Source organism: Telluria sp. LT1R51-2 (assembly GCF_059685775.1).
In genome coordinates, this window is the sequence record NZ_JCASIM010000001.1 from 1,178,667 (window position 1) to 1,202,409 (window position 23,743).

The 23,743-nt window shown below is 65.7% G+C and carries 24 protein-coding genes; 11 read left to right on the top strand and 13 right to left on the bottom strand.

The genetic code is table 11. The features are described 5' to 3' along the window. The first annotated feature begins 123 nt into the window (after positions 1 to 123). Together AC56LH_RS05275 and AC56LH_RS05280 are read left to right on the top strand one after the other, a co-directional pair. The gene (locus tag AC56LH_RS05275) at positions 124 to 261 is read left to right on the top strand and encodes a hypothetical protein (protein ID WP_499644628.1); all 138 of its coding nucleotides are present in this window, start codon (positions 124 to 126) and stop codon (positions 259 to 261) included. Positions 262 to 320: 59 nt separating this feature from the next. Further along, positions 321 to 692: a hypothetical protein gene (locus tag AC56LH_RS05280; RefSeq protein WP_499577140.1), complete on the top strand. Its 372-nt coding sequence runs from the start codon at positions 321 to 323 to the stop codon at positions 690 to 692. Positions 693 to 771: 79 nt separating this feature from the next. Here AC56LH_RS05280 and AC56LH_RS05285 read toward each other — a convergent pair whose 3' ends face one another. The 6 genes from AC56LH_RS05285 to AC56LH_RS05310 form a co-directional block, all read right to left on the bottom strand. Next, positions 772 to 987, bottom strand: coding sequence for a hypothetical protein (locus AC56LH_RS05285; protein WP_482898287.1), 216 nt, complete (start codon positions 985 to 987; stop codon positions 772 to 774). A gap of 149 nt (positions 988 to 1,136) precedes the next feature. Beyond that, positions 1,137 to 3,971 carry a bifunctional diguanylate cyclase/phosphodiesterase gene (locus tag AC56LH_RS05290; protein WP_499644630.1) on the bottom strand — a complete coding sequence of 945 codons (2,835 nt, stop codon included), beginning with the start codon at positions 3,969 to 3,971 and terminating at the stop codon, positions 1,137 to 1,139. A 167-nt stretch (positions 3,972 to 4,138) separates the two neighbouring features. Then, the gene (locus AC56LH_RS05295; RefSeq protein WP_499644632.1) at positions 4,139 to 4,918 is read right to left on the bottom strand and encodes a fused MFS/spermidine synthase; all 780 of its coding nucleotides are present in this window, start codon (positions 4,916 to 4,918) and stop codon (positions 4,139 to 4,141) included. A 39-nt stretch (positions 4,919 to 4,957) separates the two neighbouring features. After that, the gene (locus tag AC56LH_RS05300) at positions 4,958 to 6,475 is read right to left on the bottom strand and encodes a CitMHS family transporter (protein WP_499648404.1); all 1,518 of its coding nucleotides are present in this window, start codon (positions 6,473 to 6,475) and stop codon (positions 4,958 to 4,960) included. A 273-nt stretch (positions 6,476 to 6,748) separates the two neighbouring features. After that, entirely contained in the window at positions 6,749 to 8,227 is a 1,479-nt protein-coding gene (locus AC56LH_RS05305; protein ID WP_499644634.1) for a sensor histidine kinase, read from the bottom strand. Positions 8,228 to 8,240: 13 nt separating this feature from the next. After that, positions 8,241 to 8,930: a response regulator gene (locus AC56LH_RS05310; RefSeq protein ID WP_499644636.1), complete on the bottom strand. Its 690-nt coding sequence runs from the start codon at positions 8,928 to 8,930 to the stop codon at positions 8,241 to 8,243. 134 nt (positions 8,931 to 9,064) lie between these two features. On the opposite strand from AC56LH_RS05310, the gene AC56LH_RS05315 reads away from it, so the two are divergent. From AC56LH_RS05315 to AC56LH_RS05350, 8 genes are all read left to right on the top strand, one after another. After that, positions 9,065 to 10,132: a porin gene (locus tag AC56LH_RS05315; protein ID WP_499644638.1), complete on the top strand. Its 1,068-nt coding sequence runs from the start codon at positions 9,065 to 9,067 to the stop codon at positions 10,130 to 10,132. A 36-nt stretch (positions 10,133 to 10,168) separates the two neighbouring features. Next, positions 10,169 to 11,131, top strand: coding sequence for a tripartite tricarboxylate transporter substrate binding protein (locus AC56LH_RS05320; RefSeq protein ID WP_499644640.1), 963 nt, complete (start codon positions 10,169 to 10,171; stop codon positions 11,129 to 11,131). A gap of 162 nt (positions 11,132 to 11,293) precedes the next feature. Next, entirely contained in the window at positions 11,294 to 12,250 is a 957-nt protein-coding gene (locus tag AC56LH_RS05325) for a sensor domain-containing diguanylate cyclase (protein WP_499644642.1), read from the top strand. Positions 12,251 to 12,406: 156 nt separating this feature from the next. Beyond that, entirely contained in the window at positions 12,407 to 13,996 is a 1,590-nt protein-coding gene (locus tag AC56LH_RS05330) for an aspartate-alanine antiporter-like transporter (protein WP_499644644.1), read from the top strand. Between the two features lie 68 nt (positions 13,997 to 14,064). Next, the gene (locus AC56LH_RS05335; RefSeq protein WP_183551000.1) at positions 14,065 to 14,313 is read left to right on the top strand and encodes a hypothetical protein; all 249 of its coding nucleotides are present in this window, start codon (positions 14,065 to 14,067) and stop codon (positions 14,311 to 14,313) included. A 41-nt stretch (positions 14,314 to 14,354) separates the two neighbouring features. Beyond that, complete coding sequence (locus AC56LH_RS05340) at positions 14,355 to 14,981, top strand: exopolysaccharide biosynthesis protein (RefSeq protein WP_499644646.1); 627 nt, start codon at positions 14,355 to 14,357, stop codon at positions 14,979 to 14,981. 157 nt (positions 14,982 to 15,138) lie between these two features. Beyond that, positions 15,139 to 16,311, top strand: a complete 1,173-nt coding sequence (locus tag AC56LH_RS05345) for a GGDEF domain-containing protein (protein ID WP_499644648.1) — start codon at positions 15,139 to 15,141, stop codon at positions 16,309 to 16,311. A gap of 66 nt (positions 16,312 to 16,377) precedes the next feature. Further along, positions 16,378 to 17,304 carry a Ppx/GppA phosphatase family protein gene (locus AC56LH_RS05350; RefSeq protein ID WP_499644650.1) on the top strand — a complete coding sequence of 309 codons (927 nt, stop codon included), beginning with the start codon at positions 16,378 to 16,380 and terminating at the stop codon, positions 17,302 to 17,304. Here AC56LH_RS05350 and AC56LH_RS05355 read toward each other — a convergent pair. Further along, a complete protein-coding gene (locus tag AC56LH_RS05355) occupies positions 17,278 to 18,363 on the bottom strand; it encodes an AI-2E family transporter (protein WP_499644652.1) in 1,086 nt (361 codons plus the stop codon). The two genes, AC56LH_RS05350 and AC56LH_RS05355, sit on opposite strands and share 27 nt — an antisense overlap. 305 nt (positions 18,364 to 18,668) lie before the next feature. Here AC56LH_RS05355 and AC56LH_RS05360 point away from each other — a divergent pair, with 305 nt between their 5' ends. Then, the gene (locus tag AC56LH_RS05360; RefSeq protein WP_499644654.1) at positions 18,669 to 19,172 is read left to right on the top strand and encodes a hypothetical protein; all 504 of its coding nucleotides are present in this window, start codon (positions 18,669 to 18,671) and stop codon (positions 19,170 to 19,172) included. Positions 19,173 to 19,193: 21 nt separating this feature from the next. Here the strand turns inward: AC56LH_RS05360 and AC56LH_RS05365 are convergent, their stop codons facing one another. The 6 genes from AC56LH_RS05365 to AC56LH_RS05390 form a co-directional block, all read right to left on the bottom strand. After that, complete coding sequence (locus AC56LH_RS05365; RefSeq protein WP_482898303.1) at positions 19,194 to 19,484, bottom strand: hypothetical protein; 291 nt, start codon at positions 19,482 to 19,484, stop codon at positions 19,194 to 19,196. A 172-nt stretch (positions 19,485 to 19,656) separates the two neighbouring features. Further along, positions 19,657 to 20,301: an ABC transporter ATP-binding protein gene (locus AC56LH_RS05370; protein ID WP_183551018.1), complete on the bottom strand. Its 645-nt coding sequence runs from the start codon at positions 20,299 to 20,301 to the stop codon at positions 19,657 to 19,659. Between the two features lie 38 nt (positions 20,302 to 20,339). Beyond that, positions 20,340 to 21,137: a phosphonate ABC transporter, permease protein PhnE gene (phnE, locus tag AC56LH_RS05375; RefSeq protein ID WP_499644656.1), complete on the bottom strand. Its 798-nt coding sequence runs from the start codon at positions 21,135 to 21,137 to the stop codon at positions 20,340 to 20,342. An 8-nt stretch (positions 21,138 to 21,145) separates the two neighbouring features. Then, positions 21,146 to 21,976 carry a PhnE/PtxC family ABC transporter permease gene (locus AC56LH_RS05380; RefSeq protein ID WP_499644658.1) on the bottom strand — a complete coding sequence of 277 codons (831 nt, stop codon included), beginning with the start codon at positions 21,974 to 21,976 and terminating at the stop codon, positions 21,146 to 21,148. A 2-nt stretch (positions 21,977 to 21,978) separates the two neighbouring features. After that, a complete protein-coding gene (locus AC56LH_RS05385; protein WP_499644660.1) occupies positions 21,979 to 22,794 on the bottom strand; it encodes a phosphonate ABC transporter ATP-binding protein in 816 nt (271 codons plus the stop codon). Positions 22,795 to 22,801: 7 nt separating this feature from the next. After that, on the bottom strand, positions 22,802 to 23,680 hold the full coding sequence (locus AC56LH_RS05390; RefSeq protein WP_499644662.1) for a putative selenate ABC transporter substrate-binding protein: 879 nt from the start codon (positions 23,678 to 23,680) through the stop codon (positions 22,802 to 22,804). Positions 23,681 to 23,743 lie beyond the last annotated feature (63 nt).

Sequence of the window (23,743 nt, forward strand, 5' to 3'; positions counted from 1 at the left end):
GCGCCAGACTATGGCGAAAAGTGTTGCTTTTTCGTCCCCGTAGAGTGGGCGTGTGCTGTCTGTCACTGAACCGCAACAAAGCGGTTTCTATAATGTGGGTGACATGTAAAACAGGAGACGATCATGGGTTCGACGTTGTACAACAAGATTTATCTGGGCCGCAGCCCGTTGCTGGCCTCGCGCAGCGTGCAGCTTGCGCTGGTGCTTGGCGTGCTGGCCAGTGTCGGCCTGGGCTGGGTGCTGCTGCGTTCGCTGCGCTGAAGGTTGCCCCGGCGCGCTGCGACGCGTACCATGCGCCCTTTGGTCAACGAAACGCGGTAATGAAAAACGAAAAGCTCACGACGGACGAATACGACGCACTCGAGATGGTGCGGCGCGGCGGTAAACAAGAGATGGCCAGTGCCTGTGTCGGGCGCAATTCGAAGCGCCTGTGTGGCATCAAGCTGATGTCCTACGGTCGTGACAAGCGGCTGACGCTGACCGACAAGGGTGAAGAGGTGCTGTTTCTGCGACGCTGCGTGACGGGCTTGCGCGCGCTGGCGGCCGATCCGCAAGTGGCGCTCGACGACGACGTGCTGCGTTTCCTGAACCGCAAATCGCACATCGTGCCGCTCGACGGTGGCGGCCATGGCCTGAGCGACAAGGGCCGCGAGTCGCTGGCCGACATCGCCCTGAACGAAGAGCGCCGCTGATCCGGCCGGCGGTCCGTCGCCGACGGCCGCCTTCGAACTTTTCTTCTATATCAGCTGCCTGAGGCAGCTGCCCGCCCGTTCAGTGTGCGCGGCGGCGGGCCGGGTACACGAGCACCCGCACCGCGACTTCGGCCGGCACGTTCATCGTCGCCAGGAACTCTGCCGCGCGCTGCAGGCCCAGCGTCGGAATTGACGCGATCGCCTGGTTGACCAGATCGGACGTGCGGCCGTCGACGCGCTGGTGGCGGGTCGTGGTCGTGTTGGCTTTGACGGCCATATCAGGCATGTCATTCATGTTCATTATCGTGTCCAGGTCTTGGGATTGCCATCGGCCCGCTGATTGTACGACCAATAATGTTTATTTAGCTATACAAATGTTTTTCCCGCCATGTAATGACATGGCTTTCTGCCAATCGCCGTGGTGTGACTGCAACTGGCAGTGCGTCAGGCCGGCTGCGTGTCGGGCGCAGGGGCGGGCATCGGCAGGCAGCGCCCCTCGATCAGCAATGCTTCGAAATCGGCAGCGGGCAGGGGTTTGCTGAAGTAGTAGCCCTGCATTTCATCGCAACCGTGGCTGCGCAGGTAGTCGAGCTGTGCGAGCGTTTCGACGCCTTCGGCGATTACGGCCAGCTTCAGGTTGTGGGCCAGTGCGATGATCGACGACACGATGGCTGCGTCGTTGGCGTCATGCGTGATGTCGGCCACGAACGAGCGGTCGATCTTGAGCACGTCGATCGGGAAGCGCGACAGGTACGAGAAACTCGAATACCCGGTGCCGAAGTCGTCGATGGACAGATTGACCCCCAGCGCCTTCATCCGGTGCAGCAACTCCACTGCCGGCGTGACGTCGCTCATGAACAGGCTCTCGGTCAGCTCGATCTCGAGGCAGGCGGCGTCGAGCCCGGTTTCTGCCAGCGTCGCCTCCAGGCTGGCCATCAGGTCGGCCGCACCGAACTGGCGCGCCGACAGGTTCACCGCCACCCGCAGGCGCTGGTAGCCGGCGAGCTGCCACGCCTTGTTCTGGGCGCAGGCGGTGCGCATGACCCAGGCGCCGATCGGCACGATCAGGCCGGTTTCTTCGGCGACGCCCACAAACCGCCCCGGGGGCACCATGCCCAGTTCGGGATGGTTCCAGCGGATCAGCGCTTCCATGCCCACGATCTGGCCGGTTTTCATGTCGACCTGCGGCTGGTAGTGCAGCACGAATTCATTGCGCTCGAGCGCATTGCGCAGCGCGCCTTCGATGCGCACGCGTTCCATCGCCTCGTCGTTCATGCTCGGCGTGAAGAACTGGAAGTTGTTGCGTCCCAGCTTCTTGGCGCGGTACATGGCGATGTCGGCGTGCTCGATCAGGTTCTCGCTCAGCGTGCCTTCGGTCGGGAACACGGCCACGCCCACCGAGCAGGTGACGAAGAACTCCTTGTTGCCCAGCATGACCGGCTGCGCTACCGCATCCATGATCCGCTGCACGACGGCCGGGCACAGGGGTTCGTCGGCATGCTCGTTGAGGATCACGACGAATTCGTCGCCCGACAGGCGCGCCACGGTGTCGGCATCGCGCAGCGCCGCACGCAGGCGCGCCGCGACGGTGACCAGCAACACGTCGCCGGCCTTGTGGCCCATGCTGTCGTTGACGAACTTGAAGCGGTCCAGGTCGATCAGCATGACCCATACCGGCCGGTCGCTGCGGCTGGCAAACGCAATCGACTGGCTCAGGCGGTCCTGCAGCAGCGAGCGGTTCGGCAGCCCGGTGAGCACGTCGTGCTGGGCCACGTGGTGCACGCGCTGCTCGGTCAGCTTGCGCTCGGTGATGTCGCTGCCGGTACCGCGGTAGCCGGTGAGGGCACCCGCCTCGTCGAACACGGGCTCGCCATTGACGCAGAACCAGCGCGCATTACCGTCGTCATCGAGGACCTGGTACTCAAGGTTATTGAACGCTTCGCGTGCCTGCATCTTGGCCAGGTGCGTGCGGCCGCTGTCGCTGTCGAGCAGGCCCGGCACGTATTCCCAGCGCGTCTTGCCGATCAGCCCTTCGACGGCGACACCCGACTTTTCGGTGAAGCCGCCGGTGATCATCGTGAAGCGCAGTTCGGCATCCTGTTCCCAGTACCAGTCGGACGACATCGAGACCAGCTGGCGGAAACGCTGTTCGCTGTGCAGCAGCGCTTTTTCGGCACGCTCGCGCGCGATCATGTCGTCGATCAGCTGGCGATTGCTGCGACGCAGCTCCGACGTGCGCTGGCGCACCAGTTGCTGCACCTTGCGCGCCCGCTCGCCAGCCGACTGCACAAAGGCAGCGCCCATCAGCGTGACGAGAATGCCGCCACACAGCAGCGACAGCGAGGCGAGATGGTCGGCCAGGAACGGGCGCTCAGCCGCGGCGATCTCCACGCGCCAGGGCCGCCCGCCCGCGTTCAGCACGGTGCTGTGCATGCCATGGTCGGGGCGCAGCCAGCCGGCAAATGCGCGGCGCGATGCGCCCGACGTCGGGCCGTTCGAAAACAGCAAGGTGGCCGGGTCGGCAAGCTCGCTCGCATACACCGACACGAAGATGTCGCCGCCACCGAGCAGGCCGCTAGCCGCAAGCGACTCGCGCACCAGTTCCTTGCCCCGCAGGACGACGGCGGTGTTACCGCGCAGGACACCATTCTTGTCGAACACCGGTTGCACCAGATCGAAGCTGGTCTGGCTCGCGGGCGCCTGGGCCAGTGCGAACAGGCCGCTGGCTGCCGGCTGACCGGTGCTGCGCGCCAGCTCGAGCGCGCCCATGACGGCGCCATTGTGGGACAGGTTCAGGCCGAAGGCCACCTCGTTGCCGGCCATCGGCTCGACATATTCGATCACGTGGTAGCGCGTGCGCAGCGGCGCCGGCATCAGGCCGGCGGGCGTCATTTCGGTGAGGATGGTGCCGGGCCGCACGCGCTGCAGTTCGGCCTCAATGGCGGCGCGTTCATGGCCCGGTACCACCCGATGGAAATTGAACGCCTGCACAAAGCGGTGGCGCTCCAGCAGGGCCGACGTGAAGTCGGCAAAGCGTTCGCGGCTGACCGGCTCGCCTTTGGAAAACAGCTGGTTGGTCACGGCCAGGACTTCGAATGCCTGGCCCATGCCCTGGCGCACTGCCGCCACGCGCTCATCGGCGCGCTGGCCGAACGACAGCGCCATATTGTCGTATTCGAGGTGGCTGACACCGATGAACAGGCCGAAGGAGGCAGCCAGGCCGCCCCCCAGCGTGAGGGCCGCCGCGAGGGTCAGCGAACGGGGCAGGCGGCGCGGCATGATGTCGGAAGGTCCAGGCAAATTCGTGCAAATCAGTCAGGGGCGCGCGCGCGGCAATCGGTGATTTCCGGCGGGCATTAATGCGCGCCAGTGTGTCATACAAGGGCCCGGCGCCGCAAACTTATCGTATTGTGAATGACAAGCTGCCCGCCGTGGGTAAAAGCATGTCAGCTACGCCGCCATGCCAGCCAGGCAACCACACCGCGTGCAAGCAGCCGGTTGCTCCAGCCAAAACCGATGCCGCCGTGGTCCCGGTCGGTCCGTGCGAGGCTTGCCAGCAGGCGTTGTCCGCGCGAGGGCGCTGTGGCGGGGTGGACGGCGAACAGGATCCGGTTGTTGCCGGCAATGCGCTGGAACCACAGAATGCGGCCGTCGAAAGCATCCCTCAACCGTTGTAAGAAAGACACATAACCGGGATCGTAGGTAAAAATATTGGTCACCAGTACGCCACCTGGTCGCAGCGCGCGCCGACAGGCCGTGTAGAACGCTGTGCTGGCCAGTGCCGGTGGCAGGCCGCGCCCGTCGAACCCATCCACCAGCAGCACATCGGCATCGCCCGGCATGCGCGCCAGGCAGTCGGCGGCGTCGCAATGGAGCACCCGCAGGCGCGCATCGTCCGGCGGCACGCAGAACAGGTCGCGCAGCGCGATCACATCGGCGCGGATCTCGAGCACCGTGATGCGGGCAGCGGGAAAGTGGCGGTAGCAGAATTTGGCGAGCGAGCCGCCACCGAGGCCCACCATCACGATATGGCGCGGGCGTGGCGCGAACAGCGCAAAGCACATCATGGCGCGGGTGTAATCGAGGACGAGGGCGTCGGGCCGCGCCAGCAGCATCTCGCTTTGCACGTCGTCGGGTGTGAATGCGAGGGTGCGGCGCTTTCCGTCGCTCACGACCAGGGGCGCGGCGACGGCGGGTGGTTCAGGAAGATCGTGGGGCGCGGGCATCCGGCAAGTATATGTCGCCGCGCCCGCCGCCCCGCCTTACTACGCGGCGCTGCCCATCAGCGGGACCACGCCGAACACCAGCGCCGCCACCAGCATGACCAGTGCAGCCGAGATCGACCAGATCAGCGTGAAGCGCTGGTGGTCGCCGAACTCCACCTTGCACATGCCGACCAGCAGATAGGTCGAGGCGACCAGTGGGCTGAGCAGGTGGACCGGCTGGCCGATCACCGAGGCGCGGCCGATTTCTGCCGCCGTGATGCCATACACCTCGGCCGCCTTGGCCAGCACCGGCACGATGCCGAAGTAGAACGCGTCGTTCGAGATGAAGAACGTGAACGGGATGCTGAGCAGACCCGTGACGACCGCCAAGTACGGACCCATCCAGTCGGGCACACCGGCGATGACGGACAGCGCAATCGCATCGACCATCTTGGTGCCTTGCAGGATGCCGACGAAGATGCCGGCGGCGAAGATCAGCGACACCACCGGCAGCACGTTCGCTGCATGGTGCGCAATGCGCTCCTTCTGCTCTTCGAGGCCCGGGTAGTTGATCATGATCGCAACGGCGAAGAAGATCATGAACAAGACGGGCAGTGGCAGCACGCCCTTGATCAGGAATACCATCAGCAGGGTTGTCATCGCGAAGTTGATCCAGATCAGCCGTGGGCGCTTGATCGCGGCGTTCGAGACGTCGTCGTCATCGCCACCGCCGTTACCACCACCAGCGACCAGCGCCGGTTCGCCCGGCGATGTTACGGTCGATTCGACCCGGCCGCCCGCCAGCTGGTGCACATTGCCATCGCGCGCTGCGGCAGCGGCGCTCGGACTCCAGTGGCCGGTGGTGCCGTTCATTTCGGCGGCCACCGCCGGCTGCAGCACGGCGACATTCTGCGCCGCCTGGGCAGCTTTTGCTGCTTTTTCAGCCTGTGTCGGCAGCGTCATGATGCCCAGGCGCTTGCGCTCCTTCATGCCCAGCACGCAGGCCACGAACACGACCCAGAGGGAGGTGACGGCCATCGGCAGGATCATCGGCACGAAGATGTCGCTGACGTCCACGCCCAGGGCGGTGGCGGCGCGCGCCGTCGGGCCACCCCACGGCAGGATGTTGAAGACGCCGCCCGCCAGCATGATCACGCAGGCGAGCACCAGGCGGCTCATGCCTAGGCGCACGTACAGCGGCAGCATGGCGGCCACGGTGATCATGTAGGTCGTGGCGCCGTCGCCGTCGAGCGAGATGAACATCGCCAGCACGGCAGTGCCGACGACGATCTTGAACGGGTCACCGCCGACGATCTTCAGGATCAGGCGCACGACCGGATCGAACAGGCCCGAATCGATCATGATGCCGAAGTACAGGATCGCGAACATCAGCATGACGCCGGTCGGGGCCAGGTTGCGGATCCCGTCGAGCATCATCGGGCCGAGCTGCGGGCCGAAGCCGCCGATCACGCCGAACCCGATGGGCACCACGATCAGGGCCACGAGCGCGGGCAGGCGCTTGGTCATGATCAGGTACATGAACACGACGACCATGGAATACGCCAGGATGGTCAACATCATCATCATTCTCCTTGCCGGTGCGCTTGCCGCACGCGGTGTGTGGGCCGCTGGGGCCCGTGGTGTTGGTGCAGGTGGCGCGTGGCGTTGTGGTGCACGGCTGCTTCATGCAGGCCGATGCACGCTTGATCGCGCGCCGTGTTTGTCAGGCGCGGTTCAAGGGCGGGAAAGCGCGGCCAGGGCGGCGTGCGCGTGGGCAGGGAAGTGCATGGTGTCTCCGATCGTTGTCGTTGGTGTGCTGCTGTTTGCACCAACTATAGGCGTGCGTGCCTTTCAATTGGCTTTCAGTGCACTTGACGCTTCAACGATTGCCGGCGCGGGAAATATCACGCGCACGCTCAAGCCATGACCATCGCCGGATTGGCCCAGCGTGATGTCGGCGCCGTGCAGGTTAGCGATATCGCGCACGATGGCCAGTCCCAGTCCGGTGCCGCCCGGATTGGCTTCGAGCGTCGCCTGGGCGCGGTAGAACGGCATGAACACCTTGTCCATGTCAGCTGCTGCGATGCCCGGCCCGCTGTCGCTGACGGCGAGCGTGACACCGTCGCCAGCGCGCCTGACCTGCAGCAGCACGCTGCCGCCGACGGGCGTATAGCGGATCGCATTGTCGACCAGGTTCGACACCATTTCGTGCAGCAGCAACCCCTGGCCGGGGACCGTGGTGAGGTCGTCAGCATCGGCTTCCAGCGCCAGGTCGATTCCTTTCTGTACTGCCGGCAGCGCCAGTTCGAGTCCGACCTGGCGCGCCACCTCTGCCAGCGCCACCGGCGCAGTAGCCGCAATGCCGCCGCCATGCTCGATGCGCGCGAGCGTCAGCAGGCGGTTGGCCAGGTGGATCGCCCCGTCGGTGGTGCCGGCAATCGAGCTGACAATCGACCGCATCGCGGCCGGATCGTTTTCACGCAGGGCCAGTTCCGCCTGCGTCTTGAGCACCGCCAGCGGGGTCCGCAACTGGTGCGAGGCGTCGGCGATGAAGCGGCGCTGGCTGGCGATCAGGTCCTGCGTGCGCGCCATCGCGCCGTTCATGGCCGCTACCAGCGGCCGCACTTCCTTGTGCACGAGCGCCGGGTCGATGTTCGACAGGTCGGACAGCGCGCGCGTTTCCACCTCGTTCTTCAGCAGCATCAGGGGCCGCAACACCAGGCGCACGGCAAACCACACCATCGCCGCCACCGCGAGCACGAGCAGGGCCTGGCGCAGCAGGGTACTGAATAGAATGTCGCGCGACAGGGCCTGGCGCGCGTCGAGCGTTTCGCCGACCTGGATCAGCGCGATGCCGCGCATCGAATCGTCGTAGACCGGTTGCAGCAGCGCGGCGATGCGTACGCGCTCGCCGTTGTAGGTGGCGTGATAGAACCGCACCAGCGCCGGATACAGGTCGGTGCGCGGCACGTTCTTCGGCACCGGCGGCAGGTCGTCGTAGCCCGACACGGTCTCGCCCTGCAGGCCCGTGACCTTGTAATAGATGCGGCCCAGCGTGTCGGTCTCAAAGCTGTCAAGCGCCACATACGGCACGTTGGCGACCACCTTGCCATCCTGGACCGAGACCCGCTCGGCCAGCGCGCGTGTGGATGACAGCAGCGAGCGGTCATAGGCCACATCGGCCGCCTCCAGAGCGTCGCGGTACAGCGAGACCGCATTGAGCGCGACGAGCAGCACCAGCGGCAGGATCAGCCAGCGCAGCAGCTGCCCGCGCAGGCTGCCCAGTGGCCGGCCGGCGGTGATCTGAAGCAGGGATGCGCGCAGGGTCATCGCGGGCGGCGTCTCACGCGGGCCGCTCCTGCATCAGGTAGCCGATGCCCCGCAGCGTGACGATCATCGCGCGGGCATCCGGGAACTTTTCGAGCTTCTTGCGGATGCGGTGGATATACAGCTCGATGGCGTCGAGGTTGACGTCGTCGGCCAGCGCGAATACTTCGTCGAACAGCTTTTCTTTCGACAGCGCGCGGCCGGGGCGCGCAATGAGCGCTTCGAGCACCGCGTGTTCGCGCGGCGTCAGTGCGAGCGCTTCCCCGCAGATGGTGAACATGCGCGACACGGTGTCGAACCGGAGGCCCCCGCATTCGTGCACCAGCGCTTCGTTGCCACTGCGGCGGCGCAGCAGCGCTTTGACGCGCGCTTCGAGTTCGGCCAGTTCGAATGGCTTTGGCAGGTAGTCGTCGGCGCCCAGGTTCAGGCCCTGCACGCGGTCTTCGAGGCCACCGCGCGCGGTCAGGATCAGCACCGGCGTGCCGCCACGCGTGCCCCCGCGCGCGCGCAGCCGGCGCAGCACGTCCAGGCCGTCCATCTTGGGCAGCGTCAGGTCCAGGATCACCAGGGCGTAGTCCTGGGTGTGGAGCAGCGCGTCGGCATCGGCGCCGGTGGCGGCGCATTCGACGGTCAGCTTGGCGTCGCGCAGGGCCTTGGACACCCAGTGCGACAGTTCGACGTGGTCTTCAACGAGCAGGATTCTCATCGCGCCAGTGTAAACGCAAAGCGGCTTTTCGGAAAAGCGCCACTGAAAGCGAACTGAAAGGCGCGCGCCCCTATAGTCGGCCCACAAGCAGCGACCCAGCTGCAGCAGATCACCATAACAACGTTCGGAGACACATGAAACAATCGGCCCTCGCGCTTGCCGTCCTGGCAGCGCTGTCCCTTTCCGCACCCGTCCTCGCCCAGAGCAACGTCCAGGTCTATGGCCTGATCGACGCCGGCGCGGAATTCGTCAACCATGCCGGCGAAGATGGCGGCAACGCAGTGCGCGTCATCTCGGGCGGCAAGAACACGTCGCGCTGGGGCTTTCGCGGCAGCGAAGATCTGGGCGGCGGCCTGAAAGCCGTCTTCAATCTCGAAGGCGGCATCCTGCTCGACACCGGCGCCAGCGACGGCGCAATCTTCAAGCGCCAGGCCTACGTGGGACTGGAGAACGATCTGGGCCGGATCGTCATCGGCCGCTCGTTTACCACCGTGTATGAACTGGTGATCAAGTTCGATCCACTGGGCTTTGCCCCCAACTATTCATGGGCGACGGGCGGCAGTGCCACCCAGCCATCGCGCTATGGCATGACGACCCAGTTCGATAACCTGATCAAGTACACGGGACGCACGGGCGGCTTCACCTACGGCGCGACGGTCGGCCTGGGCGAACGGTCGGGCAGCTCGCGAGAAGGCCGCAAGCTGGCGCTGGGCGGCTCGTGGTTCGGCGATGGATTGGGCGTGATGGCATCGTGGGAGCGGATCGACGGCACGCCGATCGAGGGCGTGGCCACGAATGCGCTCGACAAGACGACGGCGTACCACGTGGCGCTCGACTACCGCAGCGGCCCGTGGCGCTACACGGCCGGCAAGCGCGGCTACAAGCTGGCGCAGGGCCGTACCAACCTGGCCGACCTGCGCGGCGACACCTACTGGGGCGGCATCACGCGCACGATCGACGCGGTCACGCTGACGGGCGCCGTCTATCACATCAACACGAAGAACCTGCCTGCCAATCTGGACGCCGACCCGACGATGTTTGTCGCGCGCGCCATGCTGGCGCTGTCCAAGCGCACGGACCTGTACCTGTCGCTGGCGCACGCGAAGGCGGACAATGGCCAGTTGATTGGCCTCTCGCGCGACGATCCGGGCTTTGGCTCGACCCAGAGCGGCATCACGGCGGGCATGCAGCACCGCTTCTGATTCCACGCCTTACCGTGCGGCGGTATCATGGGCACCATGAAACCTTCGCACGTCCTCCTGTTGACCGTCCTGGCATTCGGCGGCCTGCCGCACGCCAGCGCTGCCGAATGCCTGATTCCGTCCAAACCCGGCGGCGGCATGGACCTCACCTGCAAGCTGGCGCAAAAAGCGCTGCACGATCAGCCGGGCGCGCCTGAACTCACGCTCAGCTACCTGCCGGGCGGTGTCGGCGCCGTGGCCTGGCACTCGGTCGTCTCGCAGCGCCGCAGCGAAGCCAATACGCTCGTCACGTTTTCGGGCGGCTCGGTCCTGAATCTCGCACTGGGCAAATTCGGCAAGGCCGACGTCGACGACGTGCGCTGGGTCGCAGCCTTCGGCGCCGACTACGGCATGGTCGCAGTGCGCGCCGATTCCCCCTACAAGACATTGTCGGATTTACTGGGTGCGATCAGGCGCAATCCGAAGCAGGTCCTGATCGGCATGTCCGGCACGGTCGGCAGCCAGGACTGGATCAAGATGGCGCTGCTCGCGCGCATGGCCGGCGTGGACCCGCGCAAGCTGCGCTTTGTCGCGCTTGAAGGCGGCGGCGAGCAATTCATCGCGATGGGGGCAGGACATGTGCAGGCGGTGTCGGGCGACACGTCCGAAGCGCTGCTGGCGGCGAGAGCCGGCAATGTGCGTGTGCTGGCGGTGCTGTCCGAACGGCGCCTGCCGGGCGCGCTGGCCGGTGTGCGCACGGCGCGCGAGCAGGGGTATGACGTGGTCTGGCCGGTGATCCGTGGCGTCTGGATGGGGCCGGACGTGCGCGAGGCGGATTACCGGCGCTGGGTCAAGGCATTCGATGGGGTCGAAAGTTCACCTGCGTTTGCGGAGATGCGCACGCAGGCCGGGTTGTATCCATTTGCGCTGACGGGCGATGCGCTCACGCGGTATGTCAAGCAGTCGGTGGATACGTATCACCGGCAGGCGAGGCAGTTCAAGTTGTTGCGGGAGCCGTAGGTCTGGCCGTCGCGCTTTCTTGCAGCGGGGCCCCTGACAATTCGTGACTTTTTCGCGGAAGCAACTTATCATATTGGCATGATCGACCAGTTGCCGCCACTTGCTGCCAGAAAAAGACAGAATGCGCAACACACAGCACAAGCCCTTCGAGCCAGCTGATTCATGATTTCTTCACCTGCACACCCTCCAGAGGTTGCCTGCGATGACCCGGGCGTGTACCGGACCCTGTTGGAGTCCACCAAGGCAATCCCGTGGCGCATCGACTGGGCTACGATGCAATTTACCTATATTGGTCCGCAGATCGAAGAGCTCCTTGGATGGAGCCCGGCAAGCTGGCTGACCGTCAACGACTGGGCCGACCGGATCCATGAGGAAGATCGCCAGAGCACGGTGGATTTCTGCGTGGCGCAATCGCAGCAAGGCATTGACCATGAGGCCGACTACCGGGCCATTACGCGTCAGGGCGACTATGTCTGGATCCGGGACGTGGTGCACGTCGTGCGCCGTCCGGACGGCGCTGTGGAGTCGCTGGTCGGCTTCATGTTTGACATCTCGGCGCGCAAAAAGGCGGAAGACAAGATCGTGCAGTTGCAGCGCGAACTCGAGCTTCTGTCGTACCGCGACAGCCTCACGGGTGTCGCCAACAGGCGGATGTTCGACACGGCTTACCCCGTGGAATGGGTAAAAGCACGCGAAAGCGGTCACCCGTTGTCTCTCGTGATCATCGATATCGATTACTTCAAGCAATACAACGATCACTACGGTCACGTGCAGGGTGACGAGTGCCTGCGACGCGTGGCCCGGGCGATCGACGCCGCGGCGTCCCATCCTGGCCAACTGTGCGCCCGTTTCGGTGGCGAGGAATTCGTCGTGCTGTTGCCTGGCACTGACCGAGAGGCGGCGCGGAGCGCGGCTGAGCGTTGCCGCAAGCTGCTCATGGCGGAAGAGATTCCGCACGCGCGGTCCGGCGTCGGCCGGCTCGTTACCGTGAGCATGGGCATCGGCACCATTATTCCAGATGCCCAGGATGATCCCAAGGTGTTCCTCGACCGGATCGATCGCCGTCTTTATCAGGCGAAGTCAGCAGGACGTGACCGGCTCTGCGACACCGAGGCATAGCGTCGATGCGATAACGCGCATGCTTCACCAACCGCAACTGAAAATCACACACAGACGGGGTAAAAGCCAATTTCCTTCAGTTGGCAGCATCAATTTCGGGTAACCAGGTCTCCATGCCGTAGACTGCATCACACACATGCAACCAGGCAATGCCCCATGACCGCCATCACCACGTTCTTCAGCCACCAGCCGATGTTTGCGCTGTTCTTCACCATCGCTGCCGGTTACCTGCTGGGGGCGGTCAGCGTGAAGGGCTTGTCGCTCGGCTCCGGTGCGGTATTGTTCGTCGGCCTGGCCGTCGGCGCGGCCGTACCTGACCTCGTCTTGCCGGGCATGCTTGGCAATCTCGGCCTGCTGCTGTTCCTGTACGGCGTCGGCATCGCCTATGGCGCCCAGTTCTTCCGCGGCTTGACGACGCCTGAGGGCATCAAGGCCAATCTGGCCGCGTTGCTGGCCGTCCTCACCGCGTTGGCGCTGGCGGTCGGCGCGGCCTTGCTGTTCCCCGTTTTTGCCTTGCCCGAAGCGCTGGGCGCTTTTGCCGGGGCGGGCACCAGCACGGCTGCGCTGCAAGCGGCGCTGGCCGTGTTTGGCACGTCCGCCGCAACCGGGTATTCGGTCGCTTACCCGATGGGCGTGGCCGTGCCGATTTTGCTGCTCGGGCTGTACAACGCCGTGTTCAAGCCGGCCAGCGCGGCGCCGGCATCGTCCGCGCTGCATCTGGAAGAGATCGATGTGGCTGAATTTTCCGTGCTGGGCATGACCCTGGCTGAAGCTGCAGCGCGCTTGCCCGACGGCGTTGCCATCGTGGCACTGCGCCGTGGCGAGCACAATCTGGTCGCTGACAACGCAATGCGCATCGAACCGGGCGATCGCTTGCTCGTCGCAGGCAATGACCAGACTGTGCTGCACGAGGTCGCCACGCGCTTCGGCCCGGCGCATCCGGGCGGCATGTTGCACGACCGGAGCGACCTGGACTACGACCGCTTCTTCATTTCCAGCGCCAGCATGGCCGGCCTGCAACTGAGCGCGCTGGCGCTGCCGGCCGCGCTCAATGCCCGCATCCTGCACCTGCGGCGTGGGGATGCCGATCTGGTCCTGACCCCGACGCGCCTGCTCGAACTGGGCGACCGCATCGGCGTGCTCGCGCCGCGCAGCAGCTTTCCAGCGCTGCGCAAGCTGTTCGGCGACTCGGTGCGCAGCACGGGGGAGGTGAGCTATATCGGGATCGGCGTCGGAGTGACGCTGGGGCTGGCGTTCGGCGCGATCGTCTGGCCGTTGCCGCTGATCGGGCAGTTTTCGTTCGGGTTCGCGGGGCTGCTGCTGGTCGCGCTGGTGCTTGGCTGGCGGCGCCGCAGCGGGATGTTCCAGTGGGCGATGCCGATTCCGGCCAACCTGGTCTTGCGCAATTTTGGCCTGACGCTGTTCCTGGCGGTCGTGGGCATCTCGTCGGGCGCGACGTTTGCCGCCGCGATCGCCAACGATGGCTTGCTGTACCTGCTGCTGGGCAGTGCGATTGCAGCCACGCTCGTCATCGTCACGATGGTCATTGCCCTGTTCGTGTTTCGCCTGCCGTTCGACAGCGTGGTCGGCATCGTGGCCGGCACCACGGGCAATCCCGCCATCCTTGCGTTCGCCAACCGGATCGCGCCGACGGACCGCCCCGACATCGGTTACGCGATGATTTTTCCGTCGATGACCGTGCTCAAGATCGTGCTGGTCCAGGTGATCGGTGTCGTGGGGCGGTGAAGTTTTCACGTGTGCCCAATGCGGGCACCGTAAAATAGCGGTTTGATCGATCAGGCACGGACTATTTTATGGAACCAGCAGAGCAGCGTTATCTCGTCCGCCAGGACAAACGGTCGGACGACGGCAAGAAACCCCCCGTCTTCGCCAAGGTCATGCGCAGCAAGGAAGGCAAGTTCGAAGGCGTCTCCTTCATCAAGAACAAGGAGAAAGCGACGATCATGACGATCGCGCAAGCGGACGAGGTCATTGCCTGGGCCACCACCAAGAAAGACAAGGCGGCCGAATACGAGACCCGGATCATTTGCGTTGGCCAGTAGCCACCCTGTTCGGGCATCCGGACGCACCACAAGAAAACACCATGCACAGTGAACCACCCGTTTCCCAGCGCCTGCGCGCGCTGGTCCGCTCGATGCCGCGCACCGGCATCACTCTCAGTGAACTGATCCGCAGCGTCGGCAACGACGGCCTGCTGATCCTGGTGGCGCTGCTCACGCTGGTGTTCCTGATCCCGATTTCGATTCCGGGCGTGAGCACCGTGTTCGGCGCCGCGATCCTGCTCATCAGCATCAGCCGTCTGTCCGGGCGCGAGCTGTGGATTCCATCGAAGCTCGCGCACCGTGTCATCGGTACGCGCAAGCTGCGTCCGCTGCTGCGCAAGGCGCTGTCGTGGCTCAAGAAGCTCGAGCGCGTCAGCAAGCCCAACCGCATCCAGTGGCTGGTCGCTGCCGGACCGGTCGCGTTCTTCAACAACGCGGCCCTGATCCTGGGCGCGGTGCTGCTCATGATGCCATTCGGCCTGATCCCGTTCAGCAATACGTTCCCGGCCGTGGCGATCCTGTTCCTGGCCATCGGCCTGCTGCAGCGCGACGGCGTCTGTATCCTGCTGGGCCACATCAGCAATGTCGTGACCATCGTCTATTTCAGCGTCCTGATTGGTGGCGGCGGCCTGGCCGTGCGCGAGGTCTTCAACCGCTTCGCCGGCTGACGGCTGCGTTGGCTTGTTGCAAGGCATCTCTTTCTGATAAGCTGGCCGCCAGCAGCCCGTGCGCCGTCTGCCGGCCCCGTGGCGCGAATCATTCACCCCGCATCCTGGCCAGCCAGCCTGGTGCCGGCACCCCGGAACGCCGAACATGAGTAATGACATGCCTATGCTGGACGCGTCGACGATGGTGCTGGTGCTCGCCCTGGGGAACCTGACCCTGTGTGCATTACTGACGTTTTTCAATCACGGCCCCGTGCGCGCGCCTGCGATGACGTTCTGGAGTCTGTCGAAACAGATCCAGGGCGGCGCCTGGCTGCTGCTGGCGCTGGGCGACTCGGGTGTGGTACCGGCCCCCATCGCGATCCCTGGTGGCTATGCGCTGCTGTTTGCCGGTGTGGCGGTCGAGGCGGGCGCCTCGTGGGAAGCGGCGCGCCGGCCGGCCTGGCGCACACCGACCCTGATCCTGGGCGGCGTGGCAGTCCTCGTGTTTTTCCTGTGCTATCTGATCGACGAAGAGGGTTTGCGCAGTGTGGCCGCATCCCTCCTGCTTGGGGCGTTCTATCTGTCAGGCGCAGTGGCGCTCGGCTGGCGCTGGCGTGATGCCAGCCTGCTGCAGCGTTTCCTGTCGCTGGCCACAGCGGCGCTGGCGCTGGTGGTCGCGGCGCGCGGCTTGTCGGTACTGCTGCTGCCACGTGGCTGGGGCTGGCTCTCGAACGACCTGCTGAGCCAATTTTCCAGCGGCGCCCTGTATCTGCTTCTGCTCGGCAATGCCTTCGGCGTGCTGTTGCTGAGCCGCGAACGCCTGCAAGATACGCTGGAGCGGCTCGAGACCATCGACCCGCTGACCGACGCCCCGAACCGGCGTGGTTTCTTCCAGCTGCTGGCGCCATGGCTGGCGCTGGCGCGCCGGCCCGGCCTGCCGACCGCGCTGATCGTGTTCGACCTGGATGGCTTCAAGCGCGTCAATGACAGCTATGGCCATCCGGCTGGCGACGTGGTGCTGCACCAGATGGTCGCGCTGTGCCGGCGCCAGTTGCGTGACAGCGACCAGCTGGGGCGCGTGGTGGGTGTGGAATTTGCCGTCCTGCTGCCCCGCACCAGTCTCGATGAAGCCGTGATGGTGGCCGAGCGCATCCGTGCGGCCATCGACACCACGCCGGTCAAGAGCGAGCGGGCGATGATCAAGCTCACGGCCAGCTTCGGCGTGACGACGATCCGGCCCGAGGACAGCACGACGTCGCTGTTCCAGCGCGCCGACGAGGCCATGCAGCAGGCCAAGCGAGCGGGCCGCAACCGCGTAGCGCCGGCCAGCGAAGCGGTCGCCGATATCTAGCCGCGGGTGCGCCTCGCAGCGTCCATGTAACGCGCCCGTCACGGTGGCCGCTTATGCTCATGCGCCATGCCGCCCATCGATCACGAATCCCCCATCTACGCCGCTGTCGAGCTTGGCTCGGACAGTTTTCGCCTGCACATCGGCCGTTTCAATGACGGCGTGCTCGAGCTCGTCGCGACCATGTGCGAGAAGGTCGAGCTGTCGGCGTCGCTCGACGAAGACGGCATGCTCGGCAGCGCCGCGCTGCGGGGTGCGCTGGCCTGCCTGGCGCAATTCCGGGGTGCACTCGACGCCTGGCGGCCGCACGCGGTGCGCGTCGTGGCCACGGCCGCGCTGCGCATGGCGCGCAATGCCTCCCTGTTCCTGTCGGCAGCCGGGCGCGCGCTCGGCCATCCGGTCGACATCATTGCGGGCGACGAAGCCGGGCGCCTGGTCTACCTGGGCGTCGTCAATACGCTGGGCGCAGCTGACTGTGCGCCACGGCTCGTGCTCGATATCGGCGGCGTGTCGACGGAACTGGTGATCGGGGAGGGCGCGGCGATCCGCCGCATCGAATCGTTCGCGCTCGGTGCGGTGCGCCAGAGCCTGACGTTTTTCGCAAGCGGCCGGATTGACGGGGCCGGCTTTGATGCCGCGGTGCGCTCGAGCCGTAGCCGTTTCGCCGAAGCAGGGTTGGGCGCGCGCGGCTGGGACATGGCTTACGGTGCGTGCGGCACGGTGCGCGCGCTGGCCGGTCACGCGCACCGGGGCCAGAACACGGGCACGCCGCTGACGCAGGGCGATCTCGCGGTCCTGCGTGACGTTTTCATCGCCACCCGCGAGGGGGCGCATCTGGCTGGCGGGCTGGCGCTGTTGTGGGGATTGATGGAAGAACTCGAGATCGCGGCAGTCACGCCGGTCACTGCCGGCCTGCGCGTCGGCGCGCTGTGGGACATGCACCAGCGCGCCGGGGCCGTCGGCGCGACGCTAGCGCATCCCGTGGGCGTCGTCTGATGTGTCGGGTGTCACCGGGGCAAGCACCAGCGGTGCGGCCGGCGTGCTGTCGCGCAGCCAGCCGAACAGGATCGCCATCATCAGCGGGCCGACGAACAGGCCGATGACGCCCAGCGTCGACACGCCGCCCAGCAGACCGAACAGCACCGCCAGGAACGGCAGGTTCACGCGCTTGCCGATCAGTTTCGGGCGGATGAATTTATCGACCAGGAACAGCTCGACCGCGCCCCACGTGAACAGGCCCAGTGCCTCGGCCGAATTGCCCTGACCAAACAGCAGCAGCGAGACCATCGTGAACGACAGCGGCGCGCCGCCCGGGATCAGGGCCAGGTAGCCAGTGATCACGCCCAGCAGCACCGGCGCCGGCGCGCCGGCGATCCAGTAGGCCACACCCAGCACGATGCCTTCCAGGATCGCGATCGAGCCCAGGCCCAGCGCCGTGCCACGCACCGACAGCGGCAGCACGCGACGCAATTTGGCGTACTGGACGGGCGCCAGGCGCTGGCCGGCGCCGTCGATGTAATGCATGACGGCCGTGCCGTGCAGGTACAGCACGAACAGCGTCAACAGCGTCAGGAACAGGTACAGGGCGTTGGCCAGGATGGTCGAGCCCCAGACGCGCGCCGTGTCGGTCAGGTGCGGCATGAAGTCGCCCAGCGTCGTGCGCACGAGGGCATTCAGCCCGCCCGGGACGGCCAGATGTTCGAGCCACCAGGTAACGGCCGGTTCGGCCACCAGCGGCAGATTGGTCAGCCAGGCCGGTACCGGCACGCCGGTCTGGTTGAAGCTGATGAGCAGGCGCTGCAGGCTGGCCAGTTCGCTGCTGAGCGTGTGGAACAGCAGGACGGACGGGCCGACGAAACTCACGATCAGCAGCACGAGCATGAAGGTGGCGCTGGCCAGCGGCGGCCAGCCGCGGCGCAGCATGCGCTGGTGCAGCGGCCATGTGATCACGGCCAGCAGGCCGGCCCACGCGATCGAGCCGAGGAAATGCTGGAGCAGCAGGGCCAGCGCGGCGGCAAACAGCACCGGCAGGATCCATTGAGTCTTGGTGCGCATACTGGCCTGGGTCGGGTTCATAAATTACTGGGGTGCGCAGGGGCCCGCGAGACGCAGCCCGCGGCGCCAACAAGTTTACAGCAGAGTCGTCGCCTTGGCAGGATAATTCAGGTTCATTTCCTGCAAAAGAGGAGTTTGTCGAAGCTTTACTTCGAAAAAACAGAAACTCCGCTCTATGACGCCTGTATTGTCGCGCGAATTGGCGTCGGCCGCTGGCATTTGGCTGCTACCCACCGTGCATTCCCGTCCGACAGCATACTGGCAAATCGTTTATATTGTTTGCCTTCTCAATGACGGAGCGGCTCATGCCCCGCACACCTGCCGCCAAATCAGCCTCCCGCGCCGCATCTGCGGCCGCAAACACTGCCCGACCCGCCAAGTCGGTAAAGGCCGTTACCAAACCCGCCAAGCCCGTCGCGCCGCCAGCGACGCCGACCCGGCCCGCCGCAAAGACCAGTGTCAAGGCGGTAGTCAAGTCGGCAGCGAAGGCGCTGGCCAGCAGTCCGGCAAGAAAGCCGGCCGCGCCGCGCGCCACTGCCAAGCCGCCGGTCGTCCCGATCGTGGAACGCACGCCTGCCCGCGAAGCACGCCCGGCGCTCGTGCGCGACAGCTTCACGATGCCGGAAGGGGAGTATGCGGTACTGCTGGAAGTAAAGCAGGCCTGCCTGCGCGCGGGCATCGACGTCAAGAAGAGCGAATTGCTGCGCATTGGCGTGGCCCTGCTGGGCCAGCTAGATGTGGCGACCTTGCAAGGTGTGCTGGCGGCGTTGCCGCAGCTCAGGACCGGGCGGCCACCAGCGCAGGCGTGACTTTGATGCCCTCGCGCGCCGTCAGTGCAGCGCCGAGTCGTTGGTCAGTTCCTTGAGCTCGCGGATCGGGATGTTCGATTTTTCGTGCATGCGCAGCAGGATCGTGGCACCGACATTGAGCTTGCGGTGACGGATCTTGCTGATGATCGGGGGCTGCACTTCGAGCACGCGGCACAGCTCGGCGTCATTTTTCAGTTGCATGCGCTCGATCAGCGTGTCGAGCAGCTTGTTGGGCACGAAGCTCGACGGCTCCAGTGCGCGCGCTCGTTGCATCGCATCGAGCAATTCCTGTTTTTTCTGCCGTACGGTCATGTCGGTTCTCCCTGATGTAAACATGATTCAAGACAGACCGCTGGTTCTGGATATTCCCTGCTTGTTCTGATGGCTATCTACGGCAGGTCGTTGCGATATTACTACGATTGCATCGCGCACGCGTTTGCACATTTAACTAATTTCGCGGTAAGCGAGCGTTTCCTCTGGGAATTTACGCTAATTTCAGGCCGGAATGGGTCAGTAGCAGGACCTTGTCGGCCATGGCGGCCGCGGCGTGGGAGTGGGTGACCATGATGGCGCCGGCGCCATGCGCGCGCGTTTCGTCACGCAGCAGTTGCAGGATGCTGCCGGCAGTTTCGGGGTCGAGGTTGCCGGTCGGTTCATCGGCCAGCAGCAGGGCCGGGCGGTGCACCAGCGCGCGGGCGATCGCGACGCGCTGCATTTCGCCGCCCGAGAGCTGGCGCGGAAAGTCGCCGCCGCGCCCGTGCAGCCCGACCGCATCGAGCATCGCATCGGCGCGCTCGAGCGGCGCCTTGTTCAGCAGCAGCGGCAGCGCGACGTTCTGGCGCAGCGTCAGGTGCGGCAGCACGTGAAAGGCCTGGAAGATGAAGCCCATGCGGGTACGGCGCAGGCGCGTGGCGGCGTCGTCGTCCAGGTTCGAGATCGGCGTGCCGTCGATGATCACGCGCCCGCCGTCGGGCGTATCGAGGCCCGCGATCAGGTTCAGCAGCGTCGACTTGCCGACGCCCGATTCGCCCATGATGGCGACGAATTCGCCCGCCTTGAACACGTGCGAGAGTTCGGCCAGCACGGTGCGGCCGCCATACGATTTGGTGAGCTGGTCGAGTTCGAGCATCGGGTGAGGTGTCCGCAAATAAAGTTAGGGCATCAGTTTTAGCGCATCAGCGCGCGGCGCAGCGCATAACTGGCGGCATCGACCAGCGCCACCAGCACCAGCATCGCAATCACGACCGTGGCGGCGCTGGGCATCTGGAACAGCGACAGGTGGTACTTGAGCATCTGGCCCAGGCCGCCGGCCCCGACCACACCGAGCACGGCTGCCGCGCGGATATTGTTTTCCCAGCGGTACAGTGTATATGACAGCATCTGCGGCAGCGCCTGGGGCAGCGTCGCGTACAGGAATGCTGCCAGCGGCCGCGCGCCGTTCGTGCGCAGGCTCTGCTCGGCGTGCGGCTCGATGTTTTCCAGCGCATCGGCAAACAGGCGTCCCAGCACGCCGGCCGTGTGCGCGGCCAGCGCCAGCGTGCCGGCCAGTGGCCCCAGGCCTGCCAGCACCAGCAGCACCGCCGCCCACACCAGCTCGGGGATCGAGCGCAGCACATTGAGCACCAGGCGCGTCACGGCGCGCGGCGCGCGGCCCATGCGTCCGGCGCCGGCCAGCGCCAGCGGCATGGCAACCAGCGCTGCCAGGATGGTGCCGATGGCCGACATGGCCAGCGTTTCCCAGAACGCGACGAGCGTCTTGGCCAGGAAGGCCGGCGCGGTATCGGGCGGCGCGAAGCCCGCCAGGAATTCGGATGCCGAATCGATCGCTTCCCGCGTGAAGAACGCACGCCATTGCAGCGGCAGCGAGGCAAAGCTGGCGACGATCAGCGCCAGCAGGCCGCCGAGAATGAGCCAGGTACCGATCTGGCGTGGTGGCGGGGCGGGGATCGCGGCGCGCTGAGTCATGTCTGCCTTCATCCGATCCTCCGGCGCAGCAGTTTCGAGACCAGGTCAGCGCCGGCCACCAGCAGCACGAACATGATGAGCATGGTGGCCACTTCACCGCCGGCCATCATCTTGGTCGATTCATCGAGCCGCTGGCCCAGGCCACCGGCGCCGACAAAGCCCATCACGGCCGAGCCGCGAATCGCGCATTCCCACCGATACACGGTGTATGACACGAGTTCGGCGCTGGCATCGGGCAGGGCGCCGTACAACAGCGCCGGCAACCGCCCGCTGCCATTGGCCAGCAGGACATCGGTGGCATGCGCGTCGGATGACTCGAGGATTTCGGCATACACCTTGGCCAGCATGCCCGAATAGGACAGCGCGATCGCCAGCACCCCGGCGGTCGGGCCCAGGCCGACGATGCGCACGAACAGCAGCGCCCACACCAGCTCGGGCACGGAGCGCAGCACCATCAGGATCCAGCGCAGCACCTGGCGCACGACGCCGGCGAGCGGGCGGATGCGGCCCGTGCCCAGGCGCGAGATCGACAGGCGCTCGCTGATGACGAAGGTGGCGGGAATGGCGACGATCAGCGCCAGCGTCAGGCCCGCGGTGGCAATCGCCACCGTCTGCCAGGTTTCGCGCAGCACCATCGCCAGGAATGCAGGATCGGTTTCGGGTGTGAGGAAATCGCGCAGGAAGCCACCGGCCGCGCGCAGGCTTTGCGCGTCGAACAGCAGCCACGGTTTGAATTCGGCCGCGACCAGCAGCGGGTACAGCAGCAATATGAAGACGATGGCCGCCATCAGGCGCGCGCGCCAGGCCGGATCGGGATGCAGCACGGTCTTGCTCGTCATGCCTAGAAACAGGCGCCGACGGCGATTTGGGCGGGCGTGTCGTGTGGCGGTGCCACGTGCGGCTCGACGTTTTCGTTGGCGTACAGGTCGGCGATCATGCTGTCGGTGACCTGCTCGCGCGGCGCGTCGAACACGATGCGTCCGTCGCGCAGACCCACCAGGCGGGCAAACTGCTCACGCGCCAGATCCACCTGGTGCAGGCTGCACACCAGTGTCGCGTTGCGCTGCGCGGCTTCCTGGCGCAGCGTGGCCAGTGTATGGCGGGCCAGGGCCGGGTCGAGCGCCGAGATCGGCTCATCGACCAGCAGGGCTTCGGCATCGGACAGCAGCAGACGCGCCAGGCCGCAGCGCTGGCGTTCGCCGCCGGAGAGGCGGTCGACGCGCGCATAGAGCTTGTCGCCCAGCGAAAAGCGGGACAGCGCAGCGTGGGCCGCGTCGGGATCGTCCGGCCGCACGAGCGAGGTCAAGGCTTGCCACAGCGTCCAGTGCGGCAAGCGCGCCGCCAGCACGGCCGTGACGACGCGCTGGCGCGCCGGCAGCGGGGGCGTCTGCGGCGCCAGAAACAGGCGCGCGCGCAGCCGGTGGCGCGCGGCGTGTGGCAGGTTCCACGGTTCCTGGCCCAGGATTTCCAGCGTACCTTCGCCCGGTTGGTGGGCGCAGGCGAGCGTCGCGAGCAACGTGGTCTTGCCGGCCCCGGACGGGCCGATCAGGGCAACCTGTTCGCCGGCGCCGATCGTGAGATCGAGCGCATGCAGGGCAGGCGCGCGGCTGCCTGCCAGGTGGCGCACGGTCACGCCGCGCAGGCGAAAGCTTGCCATGACCGTCTTACTTCAGCAGGCCGGCGTTTTTCGCCGCGGCTTCGATCGCACCGTAGTTGGCGGTCTTGGTCGTCACGAACTTGGTGGCGCGCTGCAGTTCGAGGATTTCCTTGCCCTGCGGGGTCGAATCGTCCAGTGCCAGGAAGGCATCGGTGATTTTCTTCTTCAGGGCCGGGTCCATGTCAGTGAGCACGGTCCAGTTGTAATCGAAGTAGCCCGGGGTCGTGTAGAACACGCGCACTTGCTTCGGATCGACTTTTTTCGCCTCGACCAGTTTTTCCCAGACCGAGATATTCAGCGCGCCAGCATCGACCTTGCCGCCTGCAACTGCGGCGACGGTGGCGTCATGCGCGCCCGAGAACGCGATGCGCTTCAGGTCGGTGTCCGGGTTGATCTTGGCTTGCAGCAGGAACGAGCGCGGCATCAGGTGACCCGAGGTCGACGATTCCGAACCGAAGGCCAGCGTCTTGCCCTTCAGGTCTTCCAGCTTGGTGATGGTCGGCATGGTGGTGATGAAGACCGAGCGGAATTTTTCGTCTTCCACGCGCTGCACCAGCGGGGTGACCTGGCCCTTGCTGCGCACGTTCGCCTGCACAAAGGTAAAGCCGCCAAACCAGACCATGTCGATCTTGCGGTTGACCAGGCCTTCCACCGACGCGGCGTAGTCGGTCACCGGGGTGAATTCCACCTTCAGACCCGTGGCCTTGGCCAGGTAATCGCCCAGCGGCTTGAACTTGCGCTGCAGTTCGGTCGGCGATTCGTCGGGAATGGCCGAAACACGCAGCACGCCGTTGCTCTGCGCGTGGGCAGCGCCCGCGATCAGCAGCGTGCCGGCAGCGGCGGCGCACAGGGTTTTGAGAACATTGCGGCGGAAGGACAGGGTCATGGTGGCTCTTGTCTGAAAAGTAATGAAACGGGGCTGACCCGAGGGGCAGCACGCTTGGCGTGA